This window comes from Mycobacterium pseudoshottsii JCM 15466, assembly GCF_003584745.1.
Lineage (GTDB): Bacteria > Actinomycetota > Actinomycetes > Mycobacteriales > Mycobacteriaceae > Mycobacterium > Mycobacterium marinum.
The window spans coordinates 1,304,972-1,327,407 of record NZ_AP018410.1 but is presented as its reverse complement, the minus strand read 5'-3'; the positions used below and the strand labels follow the sequence as shown (position 1 = coordinate 1,327,407).

The 22,436-nt window shown below is 66.8% G+C and carries 23 protein-coding genes; 11 read left to right on the top strand and 12 right to left on the bottom strand.

Annotated features, from left to right (window positions below; all coding sequences use genetic code 11):
• Positions 1–60 precede the first annotated feature (60 nt).
• The 4 genes from MPSD_RS06050 (at position 61) to mmsB (ending at position 5,392) form a co-directional block, all read left to right on the top strand.
• On the top strand, positions 61–1,617 hold the full coding sequence (locus MPSD_RS06050; protein ID WP_020788534.1) for an MFS transporter: 1,557 nt from the start codon (positions 61–63) through the stop codon (positions 1,615–1,617).
• Positions 1,618–1,796: 179 nt separating this feature from the next.
• A complete protein-coding gene (locus MPSD_RS06045; RefSeq protein WP_020788535.1) occupies positions 1,797–3,317 on the top strand; it encodes a CoA-acylating methylmalonate-semialdehyde dehydrogenase in 1,521 nt (506 codons plus the stop codon).
• 5 nt (positions 3,318–3,322) lie between these two features.
• Positions 3,323–4,495 carry an acyl-CoA dehydrogenase family protein gene (locus MPSD_RS06040; RefSeq protein ID WP_086084773.1) on the top strand — a complete coding sequence of 391 codons (1,173 nt, stop codon included), beginning with the start codon at positions 3,323–3,325 and terminating at the stop codon, positions 4,493–4,495.
• A gap of 12 nt (positions 4,496–4,507) precedes the next feature.
• Complete coding sequence (gene mmsB, locus MPSD_RS06035) at positions 4,508–5,392, top strand: 3-hydroxyisobutyrate dehydrogenase (RefSeq protein ID WP_012392970.1); 885 nt, start codon at positions 4,508–4,510, stop codon at positions 5,390–5,392.
• A 12-nt stretch (positions 5,393–5,404) separates the two neighbouring features.
• On the opposite strand, the gene MPSD_RS06030 is transcribed toward mmsB, so the two are convergent.
• From MPSD_RS06030 to secY, 7 genes are all read right to left on the bottom strand, one after another.
• Positions 5,405–5,950 (bottom strand): TIGR03086 family metal-binding protein, encoded by a 546-nt coding sequence (locus tag MPSD_RS06030; RefSeq protein WP_020788536.1) that lies wholly within the window; start codon positions 5,948–5,950, stop codon positions 5,405–5,407.
• A gap of 23 nt (positions 5,951–5,973) precedes the next feature.
• Positions 5,974–6,474, bottom strand: a complete 501-nt coding sequence (locus MPSD_RS06025) for a MarR family transcriptional regulator (protein ID WP_011739096.1) — start codon at positions 6,472–6,474, stop codon at positions 5,974–5,976.
• A gap of 86 nt (positions 6,475–6,560) precedes the next feature.
• Entirely contained in the window at positions 6,561–7,307 is a 747-nt protein-coding gene (locus MPSD_RS06020) for an anti-sigma factor family protein (RefSeq protein ID WP_036426888.1), read from the bottom strand.
• Positions 7,308–7,385: 78 nt separating this feature from the next.
• A complete protein-coding gene (locus MPSD_RS06015) occupies positions 7,386–7,919 on the bottom strand; it encodes a sigma-70 family RNA polymerase sigma factor (RefSeq protein ID WP_012392967.1) in 534 nt (177 codons plus the stop codon).
• 52 nt (positions 7,920–7,971) lie between these two features.
• Positions 7,972–8,772 carry a type I methionyl aminopeptidase gene (gene map / locus MPSD_RS06010; RefSeq protein WP_020788538.1) on the bottom strand — a complete coding sequence of 267 codons (801 nt, stop codon included), beginning with the start codon at positions 8,770–8,772 and terminating at the stop codon, positions 7,972–7,974.
• Positions 8,773–8,774: 2 nt separating this feature from the next.
• Positions 8,775–9,320, bottom strand: coding sequence for an adenylate kinase (locus MPSD_RS06005; protein ID WP_011739092.1), 546 nt, complete (start codon positions 9,318–9,320; stop codon positions 8,775–8,777).
• Positions 9,317–10,642: a preprotein translocase subunit SecY gene (secY, locus tag MPSD_RS06000; protein ID WP_011739091.1), complete on the bottom strand. Its 1,326-nt coding sequence runs from the start codon at positions 10,640–10,642 to the stop codon at positions 9,317–9,319. The genes MPSD_RS06005 and secY overlap by 4 nt, the downstream gene beginning before the upstream one ends.
• 266 nt (positions 10,643–10,908) lie before the next feature.
• Here secY and MPSD_RS05995 point away from each other — a divergent pair, with 266 nt between their 5' ends.
• A complete protein-coding gene (locus MPSD_RS05995) occupies positions 10,909–11,859 on the top strand; it encodes an SAM-dependent methyltransferase (RefSeq protein WP_020727397.1) in 951 nt (316 codons plus the stop codon).
• A gap of 16 nt (positions 11,860–11,875) precedes the next feature.
• Positions 11,876–12,784: an SAM-dependent methyltransferase gene (locus MPSD_RS05990; protein ID WP_020788539.1), complete on the top strand. Its 909-nt coding sequence runs from the start codon at positions 11,876–11,878 to the stop codon at positions 12,782–12,784.
• A 50-nt stretch (positions 12,785–12,834) separates the two neighbouring features.
• On the opposite strand, the gene MPSD_RS05985 is transcribed toward MPSD_RS05990, so the two are convergent.
• Both MPSD_RS05985 and MPSD_RS05980 read right to left on the bottom strand, forming a co-directional pair.
• The gene (locus MPSD_RS05985; RefSeq protein WP_036427504.1) at positions 12,835–13,500 is read right to left on the bottom strand and encodes a GNAT family N-acetyltransferase; all 666 of its coding nucleotides are present in this window, start codon (positions 13,498–13,500) and stop codon (positions 12,835–12,837) included.
• Between the two features lie 147 nt (positions 13,501–13,647).
• Positions 13,648–15,006, bottom strand: coding sequence for a xylulokinase (locus tag MPSD_RS05980; protein ID WP_086084786.1), 1,359 nt, complete (start codon positions 15,004–15,006; stop codon positions 13,648–13,650).
• Positions 15,007–15,036: 30 nt separating this feature from the next.
• Between MPSD_RS05980 and MPSD_RS05975 the strand changes: the two genes are divergently transcribed.
• Entirely contained in the window at positions 15,037–16,026 is a 990-nt protein-coding gene (locus MPSD_RS05975) for an NAD(P)-dependent oxidoreductase (protein WP_036426890.1), read from the top strand.
• On the top strand, positions 16,023–16,679 hold the full coding sequence (locus tag MPSD_RS05970) for an L-fuculose-phosphate aldolase (protein WP_020788543.1): 657 nt from the start codon (positions 16,023–16,025) through the stop codon (positions 16,677–16,679). Before MPSD_RS05975 ends, MPSD_RS05970 begins: the two co-directional genes overlap by 4 nt.
• 23 nt (positions 16,680–16,702) lie before the next feature.
• On the opposite strand, the gene MPSD_RS05965 is transcribed toward MPSD_RS05970, so the two are convergent.
• On the bottom strand, positions 16,703–17,563 hold the full coding sequence (locus tag MPSD_RS05965; RefSeq protein WP_119571706.1) for a helix-turn-helix transcriptional regulator: 861 nt from the start codon (positions 17,561–17,563) through the stop codon (positions 16,703–16,705).
• A gap of 73 nt (positions 17,564–17,636) precedes the next feature.
• Between MPSD_RS05965 and MPSD_RS05960 the strand changes: the two genes are divergently transcribed.
• Entirely contained in the window at positions 17,637–18,317 is a 681-nt protein-coding gene (locus MPSD_RS05960; protein ID WP_012392958.1) for a class I SAM-dependent methyltransferase, read from the top strand.
• Positions 18,318–18,325: 8 nt separating this feature from the next.
• On the opposite strand, the gene MPSD_RS05955 is transcribed toward MPSD_RS05960, so the two are convergent.
• Both MPSD_RS05955 and MPSD_RS05950 read right to left on the bottom strand, forming a co-directional pair.
• Positions 18,326–19,558 (bottom strand): zinc-dependent alcohol dehydrogenase, encoded by a 1,233-nt coding sequence (locus MPSD_RS05955; protein WP_020788545.1) that lies wholly within the window; start codon positions 19,556–19,558, stop codon positions 18,326–18,328.
• A complete protein-coding gene (locus tag MPSD_RS05950) occupies positions 19,555–20,328 on the bottom strand; it encodes an SDR family NAD(P)-dependent oxidoreductase (protein ID WP_020788546.1) in 774 nt (257 codons plus the stop codon). Before MPSD_RS05950 ends, MPSD_RS05955 begins: the two co-directional genes overlap by 4 nt.
• Before the next feature lie 228 nt (positions 20,329–20,556).
• Between MPSD_RS05950 and MPSD_RS05945 the strand changes: the two genes are divergently transcribed.
• Entirely contained in the window at positions 20,557–21,531 is a 975-nt protein-coding gene (locus MPSD_RS05945; protein WP_020788547.1) for a class I SAM-dependent methyltransferase, read from the top strand.
• The gene (locus tag MPSD_RS05940; RefSeq protein WP_086084772.1) at positions 21,528–22,430 is read left to right on the top strand and encodes a class I SAM-dependent methyltransferase; all 903 of its coding nucleotides are present in this window, start codon (positions 21,528–21,530) and stop codon (positions 22,428–22,430) included. Before MPSD_RS05945 ends, MPSD_RS05940 begins: the two co-directional genes overlap by 4 nt.
• Positions 22,431–22,436 lie beyond the last annotated feature (6 nt).

The window sequence follows — 22,436 nt, the reverse complement described above, 5'->3', positions numbered from 1 at the left end:
TTCCAGGCATGCCAACCACACAGATCGCCTGGGACGGCGTCGATGACGGCGAGCCCGCAGGTGAATGAGACTGAGGGCAGGCCGGTAGTCGGGCGTCCCGGTGCGGTGCTGTTCACCGTGTGCGCCGCCCTGTTCTTGGTTGTGGTGGATGTCACCGTGCTGCACGTGGCCGCACCAAGAATCGCCGAGGAGCTGAGTCCCTCACCCACCGAATTCCTGTGGATCGTCGACATCTACCCGCTGATCATGGCCTCATTGATGCTGATGGCGGGAGCCGCTTCAGACCGGTTTGGCCGCAAGCGCCTGCTGATGACTGGTCTGGTGATCTTCGGGCTGGTCTCGATTCGGGCGGCCTTCGCGGCTACACCGTTGATGCTGATCCTGGCCCGTTCGGTGATGGCAGTGGGCGCGGCGATGATCCTTCCCGCCACGGTATCGCTGTTGCGGGTCGCGTTCCCGGACCGCGCCGAACGGATGCGCGCGGTGGGGATCTGGTCTGCGGTGTCGGCGGTGGGGGCGGCGATCGGCCCGTTGATGGGCGGGTTGCTGGTCGAGTACTTCTGGTGGGGCGCAATATTCCTGATCAACGTCCCCCTCGCGCTGCTGGTTCTGCTGCTGGTGTGGCGGCTTGTCCCGGAGTCACGCTCGCAGGCCCGGCTGGTGTTGGACGGTCTCAGCGTCAGCCTGTCGATCGTCGCAGTGCTCACGTCGGTGCTGGCGATCAAGCAGGCGACTCACCACGGGATCGATCCTGCGGCAGTTGGTTACGTCGTCATCGCCAGCGTCGGGTTGTGGTGGTTCATCCGCCGCCAGATCAGCAGGCAGCGCCGCGGGATCGAACCGCTGCTCAACGTGCACTTGTTCACCCGAGCGCCGTTTACCATTGCGGTCCTGGCCGTGCTACTGGCGGTGTTTTCCATCGTCGGCCTAGACCTGGTGTTCGCGCAGTATCTGCAGAATTTTCTCGGCTTCACGCCGATCAAGGCTGCGCTCCTGCTCACGCCGATGGCGGCCGCGACGGTCGTCGGTTCTCTGTCCGCGCATCTGATCGTGGGTCGCTGCGGCACCCGTGTCGCGATCGGCGCCGGCCTCGGCCTTACCGCAAGCGCATTGCTCCCGCTGCTGACCCTGGGCCACAATGGGCAGCTTCTGGTGTTCGTGGGTTCGCTGGTCGGGTTCGCCCTCGATGTGGTGCTGGTTTCGGCAAACGACGCGATCATCTCCGCGGTCTCCGAGGATTACGTCGGCCAAGCCGCCGGTGTCGAAGAAGTCGCCTACGACCTCGGGGGTGGGCTGGGCATTGCGGTGCTGGGCTCCGTCCTCACGGCCACCTATACCGCAGCTTTCGACCCAATTTCGGGGCTGACCGACTCGCAGTTGGCAACCGCTCAGGAGTCCATCCGAACCGCCAATGATCTCGCCGACGCGACCTCCGCGCCGGCGCTGGCGTCCCAGATCCGTATTGAGGCGCACACCGCTTTTCTGGCCGGCTTTCACACCACCATCGTGGTCGCGATAGCGATCCTCGCCGCAGCCGCCGTGGCCGCCGGCGCCCTGCTCTCGACCAAGACCTTGCCCGAACCGGCCGGTCAAGATGCCCCCGATCCGAGCGCATAGCGCCGGGCCGACCGGCCCGCTACCGCGTCGGTACCACACCTTCGGGACCAGCATCGGCACGCTTGCCACGATGATTGGGGCCATGTTCGTCAAGAGTCCGTTGCGTACCACCGACGAGATTTACTAGGATGTCCAAGTATCGGGTCTCCCCGCCGCACACGACCGTTATGGAACACGCTATGACCACACAAATTCCGCATTTCATCGATGGACGCCGCACTCCCGGGCAATCCACCCGCACCGCCGATGTCCTCGACCCCAATACCGGCCAGGTCCAGACGACGGTACCGATGGCCGCGCAGGCCGACATCGACGCCGCGGTCGCAGGCGCCGCCGAAGCGCAAATAGGTTGGGCCGCCTGGAATCCTCAGCGGCGGGCGCGGGTGTTGATGCGCTTCATCGAGTTGGTCAACCAGAACACCGACGAGTTGGCCGAGCTGCTATCACGCGAGCACGGCAAGACAGTGCCCGACGCCCGCGGTGACATCCAGCGGGGCATCGAGGTGATCGAGTTCTGTCTCGGCATCCCCCACCTGCTCAAGGGCGAGTACACCGAGGGCGCCGGCCCGGGCATTGACGTCTACTCGCTGCGGCAGCCGCTCGGCGTGGTCGCCGGCATCACCCCGTTCAACTTCCCCGCGATGATCCCGCTGTGGAAGGCCGGCCCCGCCCTGGCATGCGGAAACGCCTTTGTGCTCAAGCCCAGTGAGCGCGACCCGTCGGTTCCGTTGCGACTGGCCGAACTGTTCGTCGAGGCCGGCCTACCCCCCGGCGTCTTCCAGGTCGTCCACGGCGACAAGGAGGCCGTCGACGCCATCCTCAATCACCCCGAGATCAAGGCGGTCGGCTTCGTCGGCAGCTCCGACATTGCCCAGTACATCTACTCCGGGGCGGCGGCCACCGGCAAGCGTTCGCAGTGCTTCGGCGGCGCCAAGAACCACATGATCGTGATGCCTGACGCCGACCTCGACCAAGCCGTCGACGCGCTGATCGGCGCCGGATACGGCAGTGCGGGCGAACGCTGCATGGCGATCAGCGTCGCGGTGCCGGTGGGCGAACAAACCGCGGATCGGCTGCGCGCCAAGCTGGTTGAACGCATCAACAACCTGCGAGTCGGACACAGCCTGGACCCGAAAGCCGACTACGGCCCATTGGTCACCGAAGCCGCACTCACGCGGGTGCGCGACTACATCGGCCAGGGCGTCGCCTCCGGCGCCGAATTGGTCGTCGACGGCCGCGAGCGGGCCAGTGACGATCTGGCCTTCGGCGACGCGAACCTGGAAGGCGGCTACTTCATCGGGCCGACCCTGTTCGACCACGTCACCACCGACATGTCCATCTACACCGACGAGATCTTTGGACCGGTGCTGTGCATGGTCCGCGCCCACGACTACGAAGAGGCGCTGCGGTTGCCCTCCGAGCACGAGTACGGCAACGGCGTGGCGGTCTTCACCCGCGAGGGCGACACCGCGCGCGACTTCGTGTCCCGGGTGCAGGTGGGCATGGTCGGGGTCAACGTCCCGATCCCGGTTCCGGTCGCCTACCACACCTTCGGCGGTTGGAAGCGTTCCGGATTCGGCGACCTCAACCAACACGGCCCGACGTCGATCCAGTTTTACACCAAGGTCAAGACCGTCACCTCCCGGTGGCCGTCGGGCATCAAAGATGGCGCCGAGTTCGTCATCCCCACGATGAAGTAGCCGCCATGTTTACCCTCAACGACGACGAGCGGGTGATCACCCAGACCGCCGCCGCCTTCGCCGATAAGCGGCTGGCCCCCTACGCGCTGGAATGGGATGCCACCAAGCACTTCCCGGTCGACGTGCTGCGCGAAGCCGCCGAACTGGGAATGGCGGCGATCTACTGCCGAGAAGACGTGGGCGGTAGCGGGCTGCGCCGGCTCGACGGCGTGCGCATCTTCGAACAGCTGGCCATCGCCGACCCGGTCACCGCCGCGTTTCTGTCCATCCACAACATGTGCGCCTGGATGATCGACAGCTTCGGCACCGACGAGCAACGCAAGGACTGGATTCCGCGGCTGGCCACGATGGACGCCATCGCCAGCTACTGCCTGACCGAGCCGGGTGCCGGCTCCGACGCCAGCGCGTTGAGCGCCCGGGCGGTGCGGCAGGGTTCGGCCCCGGGGTCGGACTATGTGCTCGACGGCGTCAAGCAGTTCATCTCCGGCGCGGGCGCCTCGGACGTCTACGTGGTGATGGCGCGCACCGGAGCCGAGGGGCCGCGCGGCATCTCGGCGTTCATTGTCGAAAAGGGCACGCCGGGGCTGAGTTTCGGGGCGCTCGAAGAGAAGATGGGCTGGCACGCACAGCCCACCGCACAGGTGGTGCTCGAAGGAGTTCGGGTGCCTGCCGACGCGATGCTGGGCGGCGTTGACGGAACGGGCGCCGGATTCGGCATCGCGATGAACGGCCTCAACGGTGGCCGGCTCAACATCGCGGCGTGTTCGCTCGGTGGCTCCCAGTCCGCCTTCGCCAAGGCGGGTGCCTACGTGCGCGAGCGCCAGGCGTTCGGCGCCAGCCTGCTCGACGAGCCCACCGTCCGGTTCACCCTGGCCGATATGGCTACCGGTCTGGAGGCGTCGCGAATGCTGTTGTGGCGGGCGGCAAACGCACTCGACGAGGACGACGCGGACAAGGTGGAGCTGTGCGCGATGGCCAAGCGTTTTGTCACCGACACCTGCTTCGACGTCGCCGACAAGGCTCTGCAACTGCACGGCGGCTACGGCTACTTGCGCGAGTACGGTCTGGAGAAGATCGTCCGTGATCTGCGCGTGCACCGGATCCTGGAGGGGACCAACGAGATCATGCGGGTGGTCGTCGGCCGGGCCGAGGCCGCACGGTTTCGCGCTAGCGCATAGGAAAGGGGCCTCATGACCAAGTCCTGCCAGATCGCGTTCTTGGGGCTCGGCCACATGGGTGCGCCGATGTCGGCGAATCTCATCGGCGCCGGCCACACCGTACGCGGGTTCGACCCGGTGCCCGCGGCCGCATCCGCCGCGGCCGCCAAGGGCGCGACGATGTTTGACAGCGCCGCCGAGGCGGTGGCCGGGGCCGACGTGGTCATCACCATGCTGCCCAATGGCGCGGTGGTCAAGCGCTGCTACGCCGAGGTGCTGCCCGCGGCCCGATCGGGTGCGCTGTTCATCGACAGCTCAACGATTTCGGTCAACGATGCGCGCGAGGTACACGCCCTGGCCGAATCGCACGGCATGGCTCAACTCGATGCACCGGTCTCCGGTGGGGTCAAAGGCGCGGTGGCCGGAACACTGGCGTTCATGGTCGGTGGCGACCAGAGCGCGCTGGCGCAGGCCCGGCCGGTGCTGGAGCCGATGGCGGGCAAGATCATTCACTGCGGCGCGGCCGGCGCGGGACAGGCCGCCAAGGTATGCAACAACATGGTGCTGGCAGTGCAGCAGATCGCCATCGGTGAGGCGTTCGTCCTGGCCGAGAACCTCGGGCTGGATGCGCAGTCGCTGTTCGACGTCATCACCGGCGCGACCGGAAATTGCTGGGCCGTGCACACCAACTGCCCGGTTCCCGGCCCGGTGCCGACATCGCCGGCCAACAACGACTTCAAGCCGGGATTTGCCACCGCGCTGATGAACAAGGACCTCGGTCTGGCCATGGACGCGGTGACCTCGACCGGTTCGGCGGCACCGCTGGGCAGCCACGCCGCCGAGATCTACGCCAAGTTCGCCGCCGACCACGCCGACCAGGACTTCAGCGCGGTGATCGAGATGCTGCGCGGCAGCTAGTTCACCGCGGCGTCACTGCACCTTTCGGCCCAGGAATGCCGCCAGCTGATCGGCCGGTGAAAGCTCCGCCGAGCAGGGCTGCTCCTGCCCAAAGGGCTTGCCCGGCCCACGGAACTGGGGTCCGACGAACGCGCGCACCGCGGCGAGCTGCTGGGTGGCCAAGTCGGGATCAAGATCGCTGGGCTGACCGGTTGCCACCGCCAGGTCCCAGGCATGGGTCAGCACATCGCTGGTGCGCATCCCGATGAAGACCTGTCCGGGGATCTCACCGAACGGCAGCTTGAACACCGTCGCCATCCCGTCCGGTGCGGCGAAGACCTGTTGGGCGGCGGCGGTGGCCCGGTGCGCCGCGACCATGTCGTCGGGCCGGGCGGCGGGCCTATCGGCGCCGCCCGACCATATCCCGACATGCTCGTTGCCGCCGATGACGTGCTCGATCAGATCGCTGACCGTCCATTCCGAGCACGGGGTCGCGGCCCCAAGCTGATCCGCGCTGACATTGGCAAGGACACTCCCGAACGCGTCCTGGGCACGCTGGTGAGCAGTTAGTGGATCCATCGTCCTGCCTCTCTGTGTTCTTCTCAGAAATCGCCGGCGCTGCGCCGCAACGTTTCGATCGATGACACCAGTGCCTCCGATTCCCCGGTGGACATCCCGATGTTGGCGAACACGTGCTCATTGAGCGTGACGGTCGCATCCTCGACGGTGGAGCGCCCCAGATCGGTGATCTGCACCAGGGTGGTCCGGCCGTCGGTGGGATGGGGAACCCGCCGCACCAGCCCGTCGGCTTCCAGCCGGCGGATCGCGTGGGTGACGCTGGTGACGTGGACCTGCAACCGGTCGGAGGCCTTGGTGATCGGCAATGCGCCGGTGCGGCTGAACGCCAATAGCCGGAGCAGTTCGTAGCGGGAGAAACTCAGGTCATAGGGACGCAGCGCGGCCTCGACTCGGGCCAGCAGAATCTGATGCGCCCGCATGACCGATGTCACCGCAACCATGCCCTGCGCCACGTCACCCCAACCGCCGGCTTCCCAGTTGGCCCGCGCCGCGGCGATCGGGTCACGTTTGTTGTCCGGGGCCACACCCTTTCTTACCGCACAATCCCCCGGGTCCGGTTATTGCTTGCGATATTGGCGCGAGCACCGCCGTCGGGCGCGGGTCGCCGGCCTCAGAGCGAACGCTGCAGCAGAACCTCGCCGCTATCGGCGGAGACCACCTGCACGGCCGCGATCTGGTCGACCGGCATCGAGATGCTGCCGGCGGGGGTGGCGGTGTGCCCCGGCTCGGCGACCCAGGTCGCCAGCCGGGTTTGGCTGCCGTCACGTCCGACCACGACCATGGCCAGCGTGTCATGGTGGGCATCCGGTGGCGCCAGGCAGACGCATCGCAGATTGATGAACGCCCCCCAGTGCATGCCGTCGACCGAAACCGTCGACTCCAGCAGGTGCGTCCCGACCTGAGCCATCGGCTGGGCGGACGCGGTTTGCACCGGCGCAGAAGCAGAATGGCCCACCACACCAACCAGCACACCGATCCCCAAAAACACCGCGGCCGCAGATGAGGCCACCCAGATCGCCAACCGGGTACGGCGGCGGCGCCACCGCACCGTCGCCAGCAACGTCGGCAGCAGCTGCGACGACATCTGCGGTGAGCCCGATGTGGTCCCCGCCGCCACACCGGGCTCACCGATAGCCGCCACCTCGTCGGCGCCCAGCTGCGACAGCAGCGCCGGCACACCACAGAGTTCAGCCACGGCCGCGCGGCACGACGCGCAGCCGGCCAGGTGCGCCTCGAATTCGCGGCGGTCGGCCGCCGATAGCGACCCCAGCACGTAGGCGGCGTCCCACATCAAGTAGGGGTGTTCCCCCTCGGTGGGTGCGCCCAGTCCTGTGACTGGCGTCCTGATGTCATCCATTTCCGGTCACCCTCAAGCATTCCAAGCCAACAGCTGTGCGCATGGATCCCCCGAAAAACCCCGCCATGAGCACGGCCGTCATCGTGTAACTCCAAGTTCCTGCAGAGTGAGCCGCAATGCCCGCACGGCATAGTGTAGGCGCGACTTCACCGTTCCTTCGGCGATCTCCAGGTCCTTCGCGATCTGTGCGGTGGTCCAGCCGCGGTAGTAGGACCGCTCGATAACCGCGCGATGCTCGCCGGAGAGCTGTGCCAGCGCGTCGGCGATCAGCAGCCGGTCCAGCGCGGCACCCACTTCGTCGGGCGTGGATTGCTCCGGCGCACCGTCCGCGTCGGTGGAGCTGACAACGTAGCGGTACCGCGCGCTGCGCCGGTCATCGATGATCATGTTGCGGGCCACTGTGAACAGCCATGCGCGTGCAGACCTCCCGCGCTCGTCGATGACTTCCGGATGCTGCCAGGCGCGCAATAGCGTCTCCTGGACGATGTCGTCGGCATAGCTGGCATCGCTGGTCAGGCGCATTGCGTAGCGCCACAACACCGCCGCATGCTCGTCGTAGAGCGCCTGCATCAAGGCGGCTTCAGCCGCTCCACCGCCAGCAACGCGAGCCACTCGATCACCTCCCGCTTCTGACACGAGCCGAGTAGGTGTTTGGTTCAGCCGGCTAGCCGAGGGTCAGGATGCGTGGCCCGTTCTCGGTGACCGCCACCGTGTGTTCCCAGTGTGCAGCACGTGACCCGTCGGCGGTGATGACCGTCCATTGGTCATCGAGCACCACCGTCTTGCGGGTGCCCAGAGTCAACATGGGTTCGATGGCCAGCACCGAACCGGCGACCAACGTCGGCCCCCGCCCCGGGGCGCCCTCGTTGGGCAGAAACGGATCCATGTGCATCTCACGGCCGATGCCATGACCGCCGTATCCGTCGACGATTCCGAAGGAACGCTGGTAACGGGCCTCGGCGGCGCGGGTTTCCGTCTCGATGGCATGCGCGACGTCGGTCAACCGGTTACCGATCACCATCGCCGCAATTCCGGCCTCCAGCGACTCCCTGGTCGCCTCCGATAGCGCTTCGTCGACGGGAATGAGCGTGCCGATCCCAAAGGTTATCGCCGCGTCGCCGTGCCAACCGTCCAGCACCGCGCCGCAGTCGATCGATACCAGGTCACCTGGCCCGAGGATCTCGGTCGCCGACGGGATGCCGTGCACCACGCGATCGTTGACCGAAGCGCAGATCGAGGCCGGAAAGCCGTGATAGCCCAGGAATGAGGGCGTGGCGCCGGCCTCCCGGATAACCGATTCCGCAATCTCGTCCAGCTGCAGGGTGGATACACCGGCCACCGCGGCCGAGCGGACGGCCTGGTGCGCGGCAGCCACGACGGCGCCCGCCGTAGCCATTGCATCCAACTCACCGGCGGTGCGCTGTGGCACCACTCTGCGACCCCGCAGCCGGGCCAGGGCCCGCATGACTACTTCCCCAGTGCTTGCAGGGCGCGAGCGAAAACCTCATCCAGGGTGCCGATGGCGTCGACGGTTTTCACCTCGGTGTCGTAGAACTCCAGCAGCGGCGCGGTCTCGTCCCGGTAGACCTTCATCCGGTTGAGGATGACCTCGTCGGTGTCATCAGCGCGGCCACGGCCCTTCAGCCGCTGCAACAACTCGTCCTGCGATACCCGGAACTCGAGCACCGCGTCGATGTCGGTGTCGCGGCGCCGCAGCATTTCGTGCAGGGCCTTGGCCTGCTCGACCGAGCGGGGGTACCCGTCCAGGATGAAACCGGCAGCCGTGTCCGGCTGATCCAACCGATCGTCGACGAGCTGGTTGGTCAGGTCGGAGGGCACCAGGTCACCGGCGTCCAGATACCGTTTGGCCTCGACGCCGAGTTTGGTCCCGTCCTGGATGTTTTTCCGGAACAGCTCGCCGGTGGAGATTTGCGGAATCCCAAGCTTCTCGGCCAGCTTCTGAGCCTGCGTACCCTTGCCCGCCCCAGGCGGCCCCAGTAAAACGACTCTCACTTGAGGAACCCTTCGTAGTTGCGCTGCATGAGCTGACTCTCGATTTGTTTGACCGTATCCAAACCGACACCGATCATGATCAGGACCGCGGTACCCCCGAAGGGTAGGTTCTGGACTCCCCCGCTGTTACCGATCTGGAGGAATAAGTTGGGCAGTACCGCGATCACACCAAGGTAAATCGACCCCGGCAAGGTGATCCGGCTCAGCACATAGCGCAGATAGTCGGCGGTCGGGCGCCCCGGACGAATACCGGGGATGAAGCCGCCGAACTTCTTCATCTCGTCGGCACGCTCGTCGGGGTTGAAGGTGATCGACACGTAGAAGTACGTGAAAAAGATGATCAGCCCGAAGTAGATCGCGATGTAACCAAGGTTGCTCGGGTCCGACAGGTAGGTACCGACAAACTTGTCCCACCAACTGTGTCCGACACCGCCGCTGCCGCTGCGGACCAGCTGGGTGATCAGATGCGGGATGTAGATCAATGACGAGGCGAAGATCACCGGGATGACGCCGGCCTGGTTGACCTTGAGCGGCAGGTAGGTCGACGTTCCGCCGTACATCCGGCGGCCCACCATGCGCTTGGCGTATTGAACCGGGATCCGGCGCTGCCCCTGCTCGACGAAGACCACCCCGACGATGATGATCAGCGTGGCCGCGCAGACCGCCGCGAAGATGACCCCGCCACGGCTCTCCATGATCTGGTTTCCCTCGGCGGGGATGCGGGCCGCGATGCCGACGAAGATCAACAGCGACATGCCGTTGCCGATGCCACGTTCCGTGATCAGCTCACCCATCCACATCACCAGCGCGGCGCCGGCGGTCATCACCATCACGATGACCACGAGAGTGAAGATGCTCTGGTCGGCGATGATCTCGAGCGAGCAGCCCTGCAGCAAGCCTCCGTTGGCAGCCAGCGCCACGATGCTGGTCGCCTGCAAGACCGCCAGCGCGATCGCCAGATAACGCGTGTACTGCGTCATCTTCGCCTGGCCCGACTGGCCTTCTTTGCGCAGCTCTTCGAACCGGGGAATGACGACCGTCAGCAGCTGCACGATGATGCTGGCGGTGATGTAGGGCATCACCCCGACCGCGAACACGGTGAGCTTGAGCAGCGCGCCGCCGGAGAACAGGTTAATCAGCGAGTAGATCTGTCCGGCTTCGCCACTGCTGGCTTCCTTGATGCACTGCTGGACGTTGGGGAAATCAACGCCGGGCGACGGAAGCGCTGCACCGAGGCGGTACAGAACGACGATGCCCAGCGTGAAAAGGATCTTCCGTCTCAAATCGACTGTACGCAGCGATGAGATGAAAGCCGAAAGCACTCTTCCTCCTGCGCGGCCGAACTCTTGGTCCCGTAATGCCAACCGGGCTTGGTCTGGCCGGCATTTGCTAAATCGTGCGTTTACGCGCCCACACCCGCAGGCCAGGACGTACGGCGTCGCGCGTCAAACCGTGTACGAGACTAACAGCTGGTGCGGGCAGGTCTTTCCAGGGTGGCCGCGGCGGCGCAGAACCGCACAGTGAAGCGTACAGTCTCGAATGGTAATTACATTGGCTAAGTATCAAGCGAGGGGCGGTGCAGACGAAGATGAGCAGCGCACGTTTCGACGGTGACACCTGGGATCTGGCCTCGAGCGTCGGGCTGACGGCCACCATGGTCGCGGCGGCACGGGCGGTGGCAGCCAGGGACCCCGAGGGGGCCGGTGCGGTAGCCACCGACCGCTTCGCCGAGCCGCTGGTGCGCGCGGTCGGTGTCGACTTCTTCACCCGGATGGCCACCGGCGAGTTGGATGCCGCCGAACTCGACGAGGAAACGGCAATCGGCATGCGCCACTTCGGCGCCGCGATGGCGATCCGTACCCGGTTCTTCGACGACTTCTTTCTCGACGCCACCGCGTCGGGCATTCGTCAGGCCGTCATCTTGGCTTCCGGCCTGGACTCGCGCGCGTACCGGCTGCCCTGGCCGGCGGGCACCACGTTGTTCGAAGTCGATCAGCCACAGGTGATCGACTTCAAGATCGCGACCCTGTCCGAGTTGGGGGCCCAGCCGACGGCAGATCGGCGCGCGGTGGCGGTCGACCTCCGTGAGGACTGGCCGGCGGCCCTGCGCCAGGCCGGGTTCGACCCCACCGAGCGCACCGCGTGGATCGCCGAGGGCCTGCTGGGTTACCTACCCGCCGAGGCGCAGGACCGACTGCTCGATCAGATCGCCGCCCAAAGCGCTGCGGGCAGCCGGTTTGCCACCGAGGGCCTCCCGGACGTCAACGACGTCAAACAGGAAGAACTGCGGCGACGGATGCAGCGCCAGAACGAGCGATGGAATCGGCATGGTTTCGATCTCGACATGGCGGCTCTGGTGTATTTCGACGACCGCACCGACGCGGGGACCTATCTGGCGGCCCAGGGCTGGCAGGTCACCAGCGCCAGTAACTCCGAGCTGTTCACTCAACACGGTTTGCAGCCGCTCAACGGCGATGACGCGCCGTTCGGCGAGGTGCTGTACCTCAGCGCGGTAAAAGACACCGCAGCGGCGGCATAAGGGAGGGACTACGCACATGACACGCACCGATCAAGACAGCTGGGATCTGGCATCCAGCGTCGGGGCCACCGCCACCATGGTCGCGGCCGCCCGCGCGCTGGCCAGCGCCGAGGCCAATCCCATCATCGACGACCCGTTCGCGGCACCGTTGGTGCGGGCAGTCGGCCTGGACTTCTTCACCCGCCTGGCCGAAGGCGAGATCGACCACGACGGACAGGCCCAGCGCGATCGCCAGCTGGTGGCCGATTCGATCGCCGTACGCACCCGGTTCTTCGACGACTTCTTCCTCGATGCGGCCCGCCGCGGGGTGCGCCAGTCGGTGATTCTGGCCGCCGGACTGGACGCGCGCGCCTACCGCTTGGCCTGGCCCAGCGGCAGCGTGGTCTATGAAGTCGATCAGCCCGACGTCATCGACTTCAAAGACACCACCATGTCGGCGTTGGGCGCGGTCCCCACCGCAACGCGGCGAACCGTCCGGGTCGACTTGCGCGACGACTGGCCGGCAGCCTTGCGCCACAACGGATTCGACACGACGCAACCCACCGCGTGGAGCGCCGAGGGATTGCTGATGTACCTGCCGCCCGACGCACAGGACCGGCTGTTCGATGCCATCTCCGGGCTGAGTGCCCCCGGGAGCCGGCTGGCCACCGAATACCATCCCGACCCTGGCTCAACCATGGCCGAGCGCGCCCAACAGTTCAACCAGCGCTGGGTCAGATTGGGGTGCGACATCGACCTGTCGGGACTGTTCTACGAGGGTGAGCGCAGCAACGTCGTCGACTACCTGACCGAACACGGCTGGCACGTGGCCGCGCGGCCCCGCCAGGACCTGTTTACCGACTACGGCCGCGTTTTCCCGGACGCCGACACGTCGCAACTGCGCAGCATCGTCGCCGTCACCGCCACGTTCGGGGAGGCCGGCTAGACCGCACTGCCGGCGCTCCCCCGCACCCCGCCGGGTGCCGTGGGCCCGGATCAGGCCGGGTTGGCAGCGGGTGCGCGCACGACCATCGGCACCGCCGGAAATGCCCATGCCATCTCGGACCGCGACTTGCGCAGCGCCGCGGTGCCGTAGCCCTTCTTACGGTGCTCGGGGTGGATCCAGATGCGGACGTCGACCTCACCGTGGACCAGCTCGCCGAACACCATGCCGACCTTCTCCCCGGCATCGATGGCGACAAACCAGGCAGCTTCTTCATCATCGACGCGAGCCAACGCCGCCTTGATCTCATCGTCGACAGTGCCGGCCGGCCCCCCGGATCCGTCGCCCGCCGCGCCCATTTCCTCGGTCCGCGCAGCAAAGATGTCGCGGTCCTCGGCGGCGGAGAAGGGGCGCAGCTCCAAGCTCTCACCGGAACTGGCCGGACGTTCGGTCAACGTGAAGCTCAGTTGCTTGTTGAGGTCGTCGAGCTCGGCGATGATCTTCTTGCGCGCGTCCTGGGTGAGTTGCTCGAAGGACATGCTCATCACCGCTTCGGCGGCCAGGTGGGACGTAGCCAGCAGTGTCACAATCGCCTCAACCGCAGCGGCCTTGTTCTCGGCTTCCACGATGGCGTCGGCAACCTCATGCCGACGTTCGAGTGCGGCGAGCAGGGCATCTGCGATTTCGCGACGGGCTGCGGTGTGGCCGTGGTCTGTCATGGCATAAGCGTAGAACGACGCCGTGGGAATTGCGCTACCCGCATACCCATCCGGCCGGCCCACCCGCGGCGCGACTCGCCCCGACCCCGGGGCCACCCCCGCCCCGTCACCAACCACCTTGGCGGGCACTGGCTTTAGCGGGCCGACTCAGGCCAGTGGTGATCCACTGAGCTCGAGAAATCGGCGATAGCGGTCCTTGGTGGGGCCCACCCAGTCGGGGAGCGGTTCCACGATGCGATCGGTGCGGGCCCAGCGATCGGCGTCGGCGATTGACGATTCCAGACCGGCCGCCATCCGCGCGAGGAAGGCCGCCCCCAGCGCGGCCCCCTCGGCCACGGCCGAGACGTGTACCGGCCGCCCGGTGACATCGGCGATGGCCTGCATCCAGGGCCGCACACACGTACCGCCACCGGATGCCACGATGCGCAACACCGGCGCGCCACTGAGCTCGACCAGATGCCGGACGACGAAGCCCGACGCCTCGTAGGCCGCCCGCCGCACTGCCGCGGCGCCTTGCGTGAGGTCGAGCCCCTCGAGACTCGCCCGCCGATCGGGATCGTGGAACGGTGTGCGCTCACCACGTATGTAGGGCAACCAGATCGGCACCCGCCGCGGATCGACCCGGTCCTGCTCGCCGTCGCGATCGGCGGAGCCGGTAACGCGGTCGACCCAACTCAAGAACAGGCCCCCGGCGTTGCTGGCGCCGCCGATCTGACTTTTCCCGGGGGCGGTGTGGGGAATGGTCCACAGGCCCGGCACCTGACGGGACCCGGAGATGGTCGTCCACACGATCAGGGTGGTGCCGCAGAGCACCAGTACATCGCCGTGGTGGTCGGCTCCGGCCACGATCTGCTCGCACACCGCATCGATGCCGCCGGCCCCCAGCACCGCATCGGTGCCGTGTACCTGGCCGACCGCGGTGCCGAACGTCTCGACCCGCGGCATCCGATCGGCGCTGGCACCACAGTCCGCACACGCCTGGGGATTCCAGCCCGTCCCGTCGAACAGGGGAAGGCTGGTAATCGCGGTGGCGAAGTCGATCACCGGTTCGCCCGACATCGCGTAGTTGGCCACCGCCGCCGCGGGCCAGTATCCCGCCGCCTCGGGTGCTTGTGCGGCGGTCCAACGCAGAAACTGCGCGGCTTCGCCCACCGACGGCAGCGGTTGGGCGCGCTGGTTGGCTGCCCCGGGTACCCAGCCCCTGCTGTCGCCGTAGAGCAGTCCGGGCGTGATGGGAACACCGCCGGAATCGACCGCGGTCATCGACGGCACCATCGCCGACACGGCCACCGCCCGTATGTCGGGCCCGGCCAGCCGCTCCAGCGCCGTCAGCGGGCCCCACCGCCACGCCTGGTCGGCGTCGTGCTCGAGTTGGTCGGGCGCACCAACCCGCAACTGGTGTGGAATCCGCAGCCGAGCGGTCACGTTGCCATCGGCGTCGGCAACCACCGCTTTGACCGCGATGGTGCCGATGTCGATGCCGATTGTGGCGTCTTCACGTGACACGGGCGCCACGGTACGCCAGCATGGACACCCGTGAGGTCTCGACCGCGCGCACTGGTGACGGCCCCGCTTCGCGGTTCCGGCTTGGACAAACTCCGGCAACTGGTGGACGTCGTCTATGACCCATGGATAGGCGGGCTCGAAGGGGGCCCGCTGCGCATCTACAGCGCCGAGCAACTGGCCGAGCGGATCACCAGCGAGTCTGTCGACATTGTTGTGGTGGAGGCTGATTCGGTCAGCGGAGCGGTGTTGCAGCTGGGTTTGCGCGCCATCTTCTCCACCCGCGGGGATCCCAACAACGTCGACATCGCCGGGGCCACCGCGGCCGGCATCCCGGTGCTCAACACGCCGGCCCGCAACGCCGATGCGGTCGCCGAGATGACGGTGGCACTGCTGCTGGCCAGCACCCGCCACCTGCTGACCGCGGACGCAGACGTCAGATCCGGCAATATCTTTCGTGACGGAACCATCCCCTATCGGCGATTCCGCGGCTGGGAAATCGCCGGGCGCACCGCCGGGCTGGTGGGCCTGGGGGCGGTAGGCCGTGCCACCGCGTGGCGGCTGACCGGCCTGGGCCTGCGAGTCATCGCGCACGATCCGTACTGCGCGGACGCGCGACACGGTCTGGCGGAGCTGCTGGCCGAGTCCGACATCGTCTCCCTGCATGCGCCGGTCACCGACGACACCGTCGGCATGATCGGCGCGCAACAATTCGCATCGATGCGCGACGGCGCCGTCTTCCTCAATACGGCGCGGGCCCAATTGCACGACACCGACGCACTGGTGCAGGCCCTGCGCGCCGGCAAGGTCGCCGCCGCCGGCCTGGACCATTTCGTCGGCGAATGGCTGCCGACCGATCACCCACTGGCCAGCATGCCCAATGTCGTGCTGACTCCCCATATCGGCGGGGCCACCTGGAACACCGAGGCGCGACAGGCGCAGATGGTCGCCGACGGTCTGCAAGCATTGCTGTCCGGAACCAGACCCACCCATATCCTCAACCCGGAGGTGCTGGCCCGGTGAAATTCGTTGACAACGCCCAGGTCGCGGTGCTGGCGGCGGCCAAGGACATGCTGCGCCGCGGCCTGGTGGAAGGAACGGCCGGCAACATCTCCGCGCGGTGCGCGGACGGCAACCTGGCGATAACGCCCTCCTCGGTCGACTATGCGGACATGACGCTGGACGACCTGGTGCAGGTCGACGCCGACGGCACGGTGCTGCATGCCAAAGCCGGGCGCGCGCCCTCAACCGAGATGCACCTGCACCTGGCGTGTTACCAGGCGTTCGACGACATCGGCAGCGTCATCCACAGTCACCCGGTATGGGCGACCATGTTCGCCATCGCGCACCAACCGATTCCGGCCTGCATCGACGAATTCGCGGTCTACTGCGGCGGAGACGTTCGCTGCGCCGAATACGCCGCATCCGGAACACCCGAGGTCGGCCGCAACGCGGTTGCAGCGTTGCAGGGCCGCGCCGCCGCGTTGATCGCCAACCACGGACTGGTGGCCGTCGGGCCCCGCCCCGACAAGGTGCTGCACGTCACGGCACTGGTTGAGCGCACCGCCCAAATCGTCTGGGGCGCCAGAGCTCTCGGCGGTCCGGTACCCATTCCCGAAGACGTGAACCGTAACTTCGCCGGCGTGTACGCGTATCTGCGCGCCAATCCGATGTAGCCCGCCGTGGGGCGCCGGCGGGATCAGTGCCGGGGCGGTAGCGCCCGCCACTGCCGCGGTGAGGTGCCATGCGCTCTGCTGAACAGTCTGCTGAAATAGCCGGGATCGGAGATCCCCACCCGTCTGGCAACCTCGCCAACCGCAAGGTCCGTGGCGACCAATAGCTCGCGCGCCTGGGCCATGCGGCGCTCGATAATCCATTCCTGCACGGTGCGTCCGGTGCGGCGACGCACGATCGTGGTCAGGTGTCCTGGCGTCATGCCGACCTCGGCCGCCACGTCGCGCAGCGACAACGGCTCGGCGTGGCGCCGGTCGATCACCTCGAACACCTCGGCCAGTAGCGGTTCGCCGCTGCGCCGCAAGTCCCCGACCACGTCGCGGGCGAGGCGGGCGAGTTCGATGAGCAGCAGCGTGAGGTGCGCCGTAACGGCCTGGCCGTAGCCCTGCTGACGCGTGGTCAACTCCGCTTCGATCGCCGCGATCGCACCATCCCACGTCGATCGTCGGGCCGCGGGCACCTCCAGCCTCAGGATCCCGCCCGAGTGTCCGTGCAGAAACGGGAACAACAACGGATGCGTCCGCCACGACGGCCAGGGCGACCCTCCGTCCCCGCCGAGGGCGGCAGGATCGAAAAACATCGCAACCCCAGCCTGGAGGGACCCGAATTGCGTGGGCTCGAGCACCTGACCGGCAGCGGCGATGTACACCAGCCCGGCTTCGGGTACGTACCACAGCGCAGGGAAGTCGTGGATGTGACGAGCGCGGTCGCCCAGATCCTCAGGTCCGGGCCGCAGCACCGACACCCGTGGAATATCCGGGTCGGTGCGATATCCATAGATGGGTACCCCACTGCGGTGCTGGATCAGCCGTGCGGCCTGGGCCATGCGCCAAAGATAGTCCAAGTTTCAACAAAGATTGCCAAATCTTGTTTCCTATCAGGCCTACACAATTGGATGTATGACCAATCATCATCCACGTTTCGGTCTCCAGCACAGCGGCGAATCCCGCGACTACTTGCCCGCGGCCGGCCATGATGCGCTGCTTCCCGCGTATGACCTGCTGTCCCGCCTGCTGGGCATGAACAAGATCCATCGGACGCTGATCACCCAGGCCGAACTCGCCGACTGTGGTCGCATCCTGGAAATCGGCTGCGGCACTGGGAACCTCGCCATCAAAGCCAAGCGCGCTCAACCCCGGGCTGAGGTGATCGGATCCGATCCCGACCCGCGCGCGCTGCAGCGCGCGCAACGCAAGACGGGCAATGTCGAGGGAGTTCGTTTCGACCAGGGCTACGCTCAGCGGCTGCCCTATGCCGACGGCGAGTTCGACCGGGTGCTGTCCTCGATGATGCTGCACCATCTGGATGAGGACGCTAAATCCGCTGCGGCGGCGGAAGCATTTCGGGTGCTGCGGCCCGGTGGCCGGCTGCATCTGGTCGATGTCGGCGGCGACATGTCCGCCCATGACGGCCTGGCGTCGCGCTTCATCAGGCACAACCTCCATGTAGCGGGCAACCTGGGCGATGGGATTCGACGCCTGCTGGATACCGCCGGGTTCGACGTCGCCGAGGTCGGCGCCCAACGCCACCCGCTGCTCGGCCGGCTCGTCTACTACCGCGCCACCCGCCCGTGCGCCTGAGGCCTCGGTCAACGTTGATCGAAGGCCACCTTCACCGCTCCGCTTTCGCCTTGGTTCGCAATCGCCAGGAAGGCGTCGCGCCATTGCGGTAGCGCGAAGGTATGGGTGAGCATGCTCCGCAAGTCCAGCCGGTCGTCGGCGACCAGGTCGAAATAGTGGGCGATGGCATGCTTGCGCACCCCCTCGACCTCCTCGACGCCGAACGCGTTGGAACCGACCCAGCTGATCTCCTTGAAATACAGCGGACTCCACTCCCACCGCCCCGGCGCGTGAACGCCGGCCTTGACCAGGGTCCCGCGCGAGTTGAGGACCCGCACTCCTACCTCGAACGTCTCTGGCCTGCCCACCGTGTCGTACACGACGTCGACGGCCCCGGGGTGCGCCATCGGCAAGCCCAGCAGAGCCTGCCGTAGCCGGCCACCGCCCCAGGCGACCAACTCCTCGATGATCGCCAGCCGCGGTTCGTGAGCCACGACTTTGGCGGCGCCAAAGCGGCCGGCCAGCTCGCCCTGGGCGGCAAACCGTGCCACCACGGCCACCGCCACGTCCGGGTACAGCGCCCGCAGGATCGCGATCGCGCACAACCCGAGTGATCCCGCGCCGTAGACCAGCACCCGGCCGGATCGCGGCGGCGGATGGCGGGTGATCGCATGCAGGGACACCGAGAACGGATCGGCGAACACCGCCGCCTCGTCGCTAATTGGCCCTGGAACCGGAAACAGCATGCTGTCGTGGGCGGGCATCAGTTCGGCGTATCCGCCGGTTACGTCCGCCGACACCCCGGTATGGATGCCCGGCTGGATGCCACCGTCGGTGAAGCTCCAGCACAGGCTGTAGTCACCGCTTTGGCAGGCCGGGCACGGTGGTTCGATCCCCCGTGGCCGGCACGACAGCCACGGGTTGAGCACCACCCGCTGACCGACTTCGAGCCCACCCGCCTCGGGCCCCAGCTCCACCACGTCGGCGACCACCTCGTGGCCCATGACTTGCGGGAACGAGCAGAAGGCGGCCAAGGCGTTGTCGGCGTCCTGCTCGCCGAAGTCGAGCAGGATCTGCTTGGAGTCAGACCCGCAGATGCCCGTCAGCCGCGGCCGGGTGATCACCCAATCCGGTCGCAGCGGCCGTGGATCTGCCAGCTCACGCAGCGCCGTCGGGGTGCGGGCCAGGTTGCACGCCAACGGGTTCGCCGGCTCATCGATCTCGAATGGCTCGGGGGCTACGCCGTAAACCAGGGCTTTCATTGCCAGGTCATGGCCGCCGCGGCGGTGAGAAACGTATCGAGGTCGGCATTCTTGGCATCCACGATGTCCTTCAAAGCCATCATCTCGGGCAGGTAGTGCTCGAAGCAGTCGCTGCCGATGGCCGCGATGATGCCCTCGGCCACCAAGTCGGCCGGAACCTTGGGCCCGCGGTAGAGCGGATCCTCAGTGTCGGGCCGGTCCCAGATTTCGGTGTCGACGGGACCAGGCTGGATCAGTCTTACCGAGACACCGCTTCCCGCCAGGTCGACCGCGATCGACTCACTCCAGCCGCACAGCGCGAACTTACTTGCGCAATAGGCTGATTCATGAATGATGCCGAGGCGACCGCCGACGCTGGACACGTTGACGATGGTGCCCGATCCGCGCGCCAACATCCGCGGCAACAAAGCCAGGGTCATCCGCATCGGGGCAAAGAAGTTGACCCCCATGACCTGCTCCACCTCGGTCGGCCGCAACGCGCTCACTTCCCGACGTTTCGGGATCGCGGCGTTGTTGATCAGCACGTCGATGCCGCCCATCGCCTGCCAGGCTTGCAGAGCCAGCCGGGCGGCCCCGGCGGTGTCGCAGAGATCAGCCACCCACATCACCGATTGCGGCGAGGTCTTGCGGCAATCGGCCAGGACCTCCTCGAGCCGGTCGCGCCGACGGGCGATCAACCCGACCGTCGTGCCGCGGGCGGCCAGCATTCTGGCCAGGGCCGCGCCGACCCCGGACGATGCACCCGTGATCAATACCCGCCGGCCGGCCATCGTGTACGACATGCCTCCAGGTTGCCGCGTGCGAACTCAGCCCGGGGACGGTTTAGGCAGGAAAGTGGATCCGATCGCGGCACCTGGTTGACCGGTGTGATGGCAGGACCGCGCGGTGCCAGCCACCGGATCTTTGCCCGGTCCAGCGCCAACGCCGACCGCCCGAAAGCTTGTTAAACTATCTAAATATTGACGGGGCTGAACCACTAGCTGCGAACGGGGCACCATATGACCTCCACCGGTTCCACCAGGTATGACGGCGACAGCTGGGATTTGGCATCAAGTGTCGGGGTGACCGCGACCATGGTGGCCGCCGCCCGCGCGATGGCTACCCGTACCGAGAACCCGCTGATCAACGATCCCTACGCCGAACCATTGGTGCGAGCCGTCGGAGTGGACCTCTTGACCCGGCTGGCGACCGGCGAATTCAACGTTGCCGACCTCGATGACGATCCCCAACGCCCGCTTGGCCCCATCGGCGACGTTGCCGACAACATGGCGGTACGCACCAGATTTTTCGACGACTTCTTCCTGGATGCGACGCGGGCCGGCCTCGAGCAGGTCGTCATCCTCGCCTCGGGACTGGACGCCCGCGCATACCGGTTGCCATGGCCGCCCCAGACCGTGGTCTACGAGATTGATCTGCCGCAGGTGATCGATTTCAAATCCCGCACCCTGGCCGATCTGGGGGCCGCCCCCACCGCAGACCGCCGAGTGGTGGCCGTCGATTTGCGGGAAGACTGGCCCGCGGCGTTGCGCGCCGCCGGTTTCGACCCGAACCAGCCGACCGCATGGAGCGCCGAAGGTCTACTGGGATACCTCCCGCCGGAGGCCCAGGACCGGCTGCTCGACACCGTCACCGAACTCAGCGCCCCCGGCAGCCGGCTGGCCGCCGAATGCCTGAGCAGTGTGGATCCGGGCGAAGAGGAACAGATCAAAGAGCGCATGCAAGAGGTCTCCGCGCGCTGGCGCGCTCATGGTTTCGACGTCGACATGGTCGGACTCGTCTATTTCGGCGACCGCAACGAGGCGGTGCCCTACCTCTCGGACCGCGGTTGGCTCTTGACCAGCACCCCGTTGCCTGAACTGCGCGCGGCAAACGGACTTGCACCGGCTGCGGTCGACGACGACGGCCCCTCGGTAGACATGCTCTACGTCAGTGGCACCCTCTACACGACGCCCCGGCCGGACCCGGCGCCATGAACCGGCGGACGGACGCGGACAGCTGGGATCCGGCGTCCAGCGTGGGAGCGACGGCGACGATGGTCGCGGCTTCGCGGGCACGGGCCTCCCGGGGACCCGATGCGCTGCTCGACGACCGGCTCGCCGAGCCGCTCGTCCGTGCGGTGGGGCTGCAGCCGTTGGTTCGCATGATCGATGGTGACACCGCGGTCGACGATCCGCCGTCAAGCCCCCGGTCGCTAAACGAACAGATCGCGGTGCGCACCAGGTATTTCGATGACTTCTTCACTGCTGCCGGTGCGCGCGGTATCCGCCAGGCGGTGATCCTGGCGTCAGGTCTGGACACCAGGGCTTACCGATTGAACTGGCCATCGGGCATGACGGTCTACGAAATTGACCAACCGCAAGTGATCGAGTTCAAGACGCGCACGCTGGCCGAGTTCGGCGCACTCCCCTGCCCCGACCATCGGCCAATCGGTATCGACCTGCGCGAGGATTGGCCGAGCGCGCTGCGGCAGCGCGGTTTCGACGCCGGGCAACCGACCGCATGGATCGCCGAGGGCCTGCTGGTCTATCTGCCGCCCGAGGCCCAGGATCGGCTGTTCGACAACATCGCCGAGCTCAGCACGCCGGGAAGCCAGGTCGCCGCCGAGCACTTCCCCGACCCCAACGGCTTCTCCGGGCCGCGCGCACAGCGGCTTTCCGAACGCTGGCGCCGGATGGGGCTGGATCTGGACATGGCCGAGCTGATCTACCATGGCGACCGCAACACCGTCATCGACTACCTTGCCGACCACGGATGGCGGGTGCGGGCCCGAACGTTTGAAGAGATGCACGCACACAATGGGTTTGAGCCGCCCGACGATGAGATGATGGCGCTGTTCGGCGGGATGAGCTACGTCACCGGGATCCGCAAGTAGAACCTG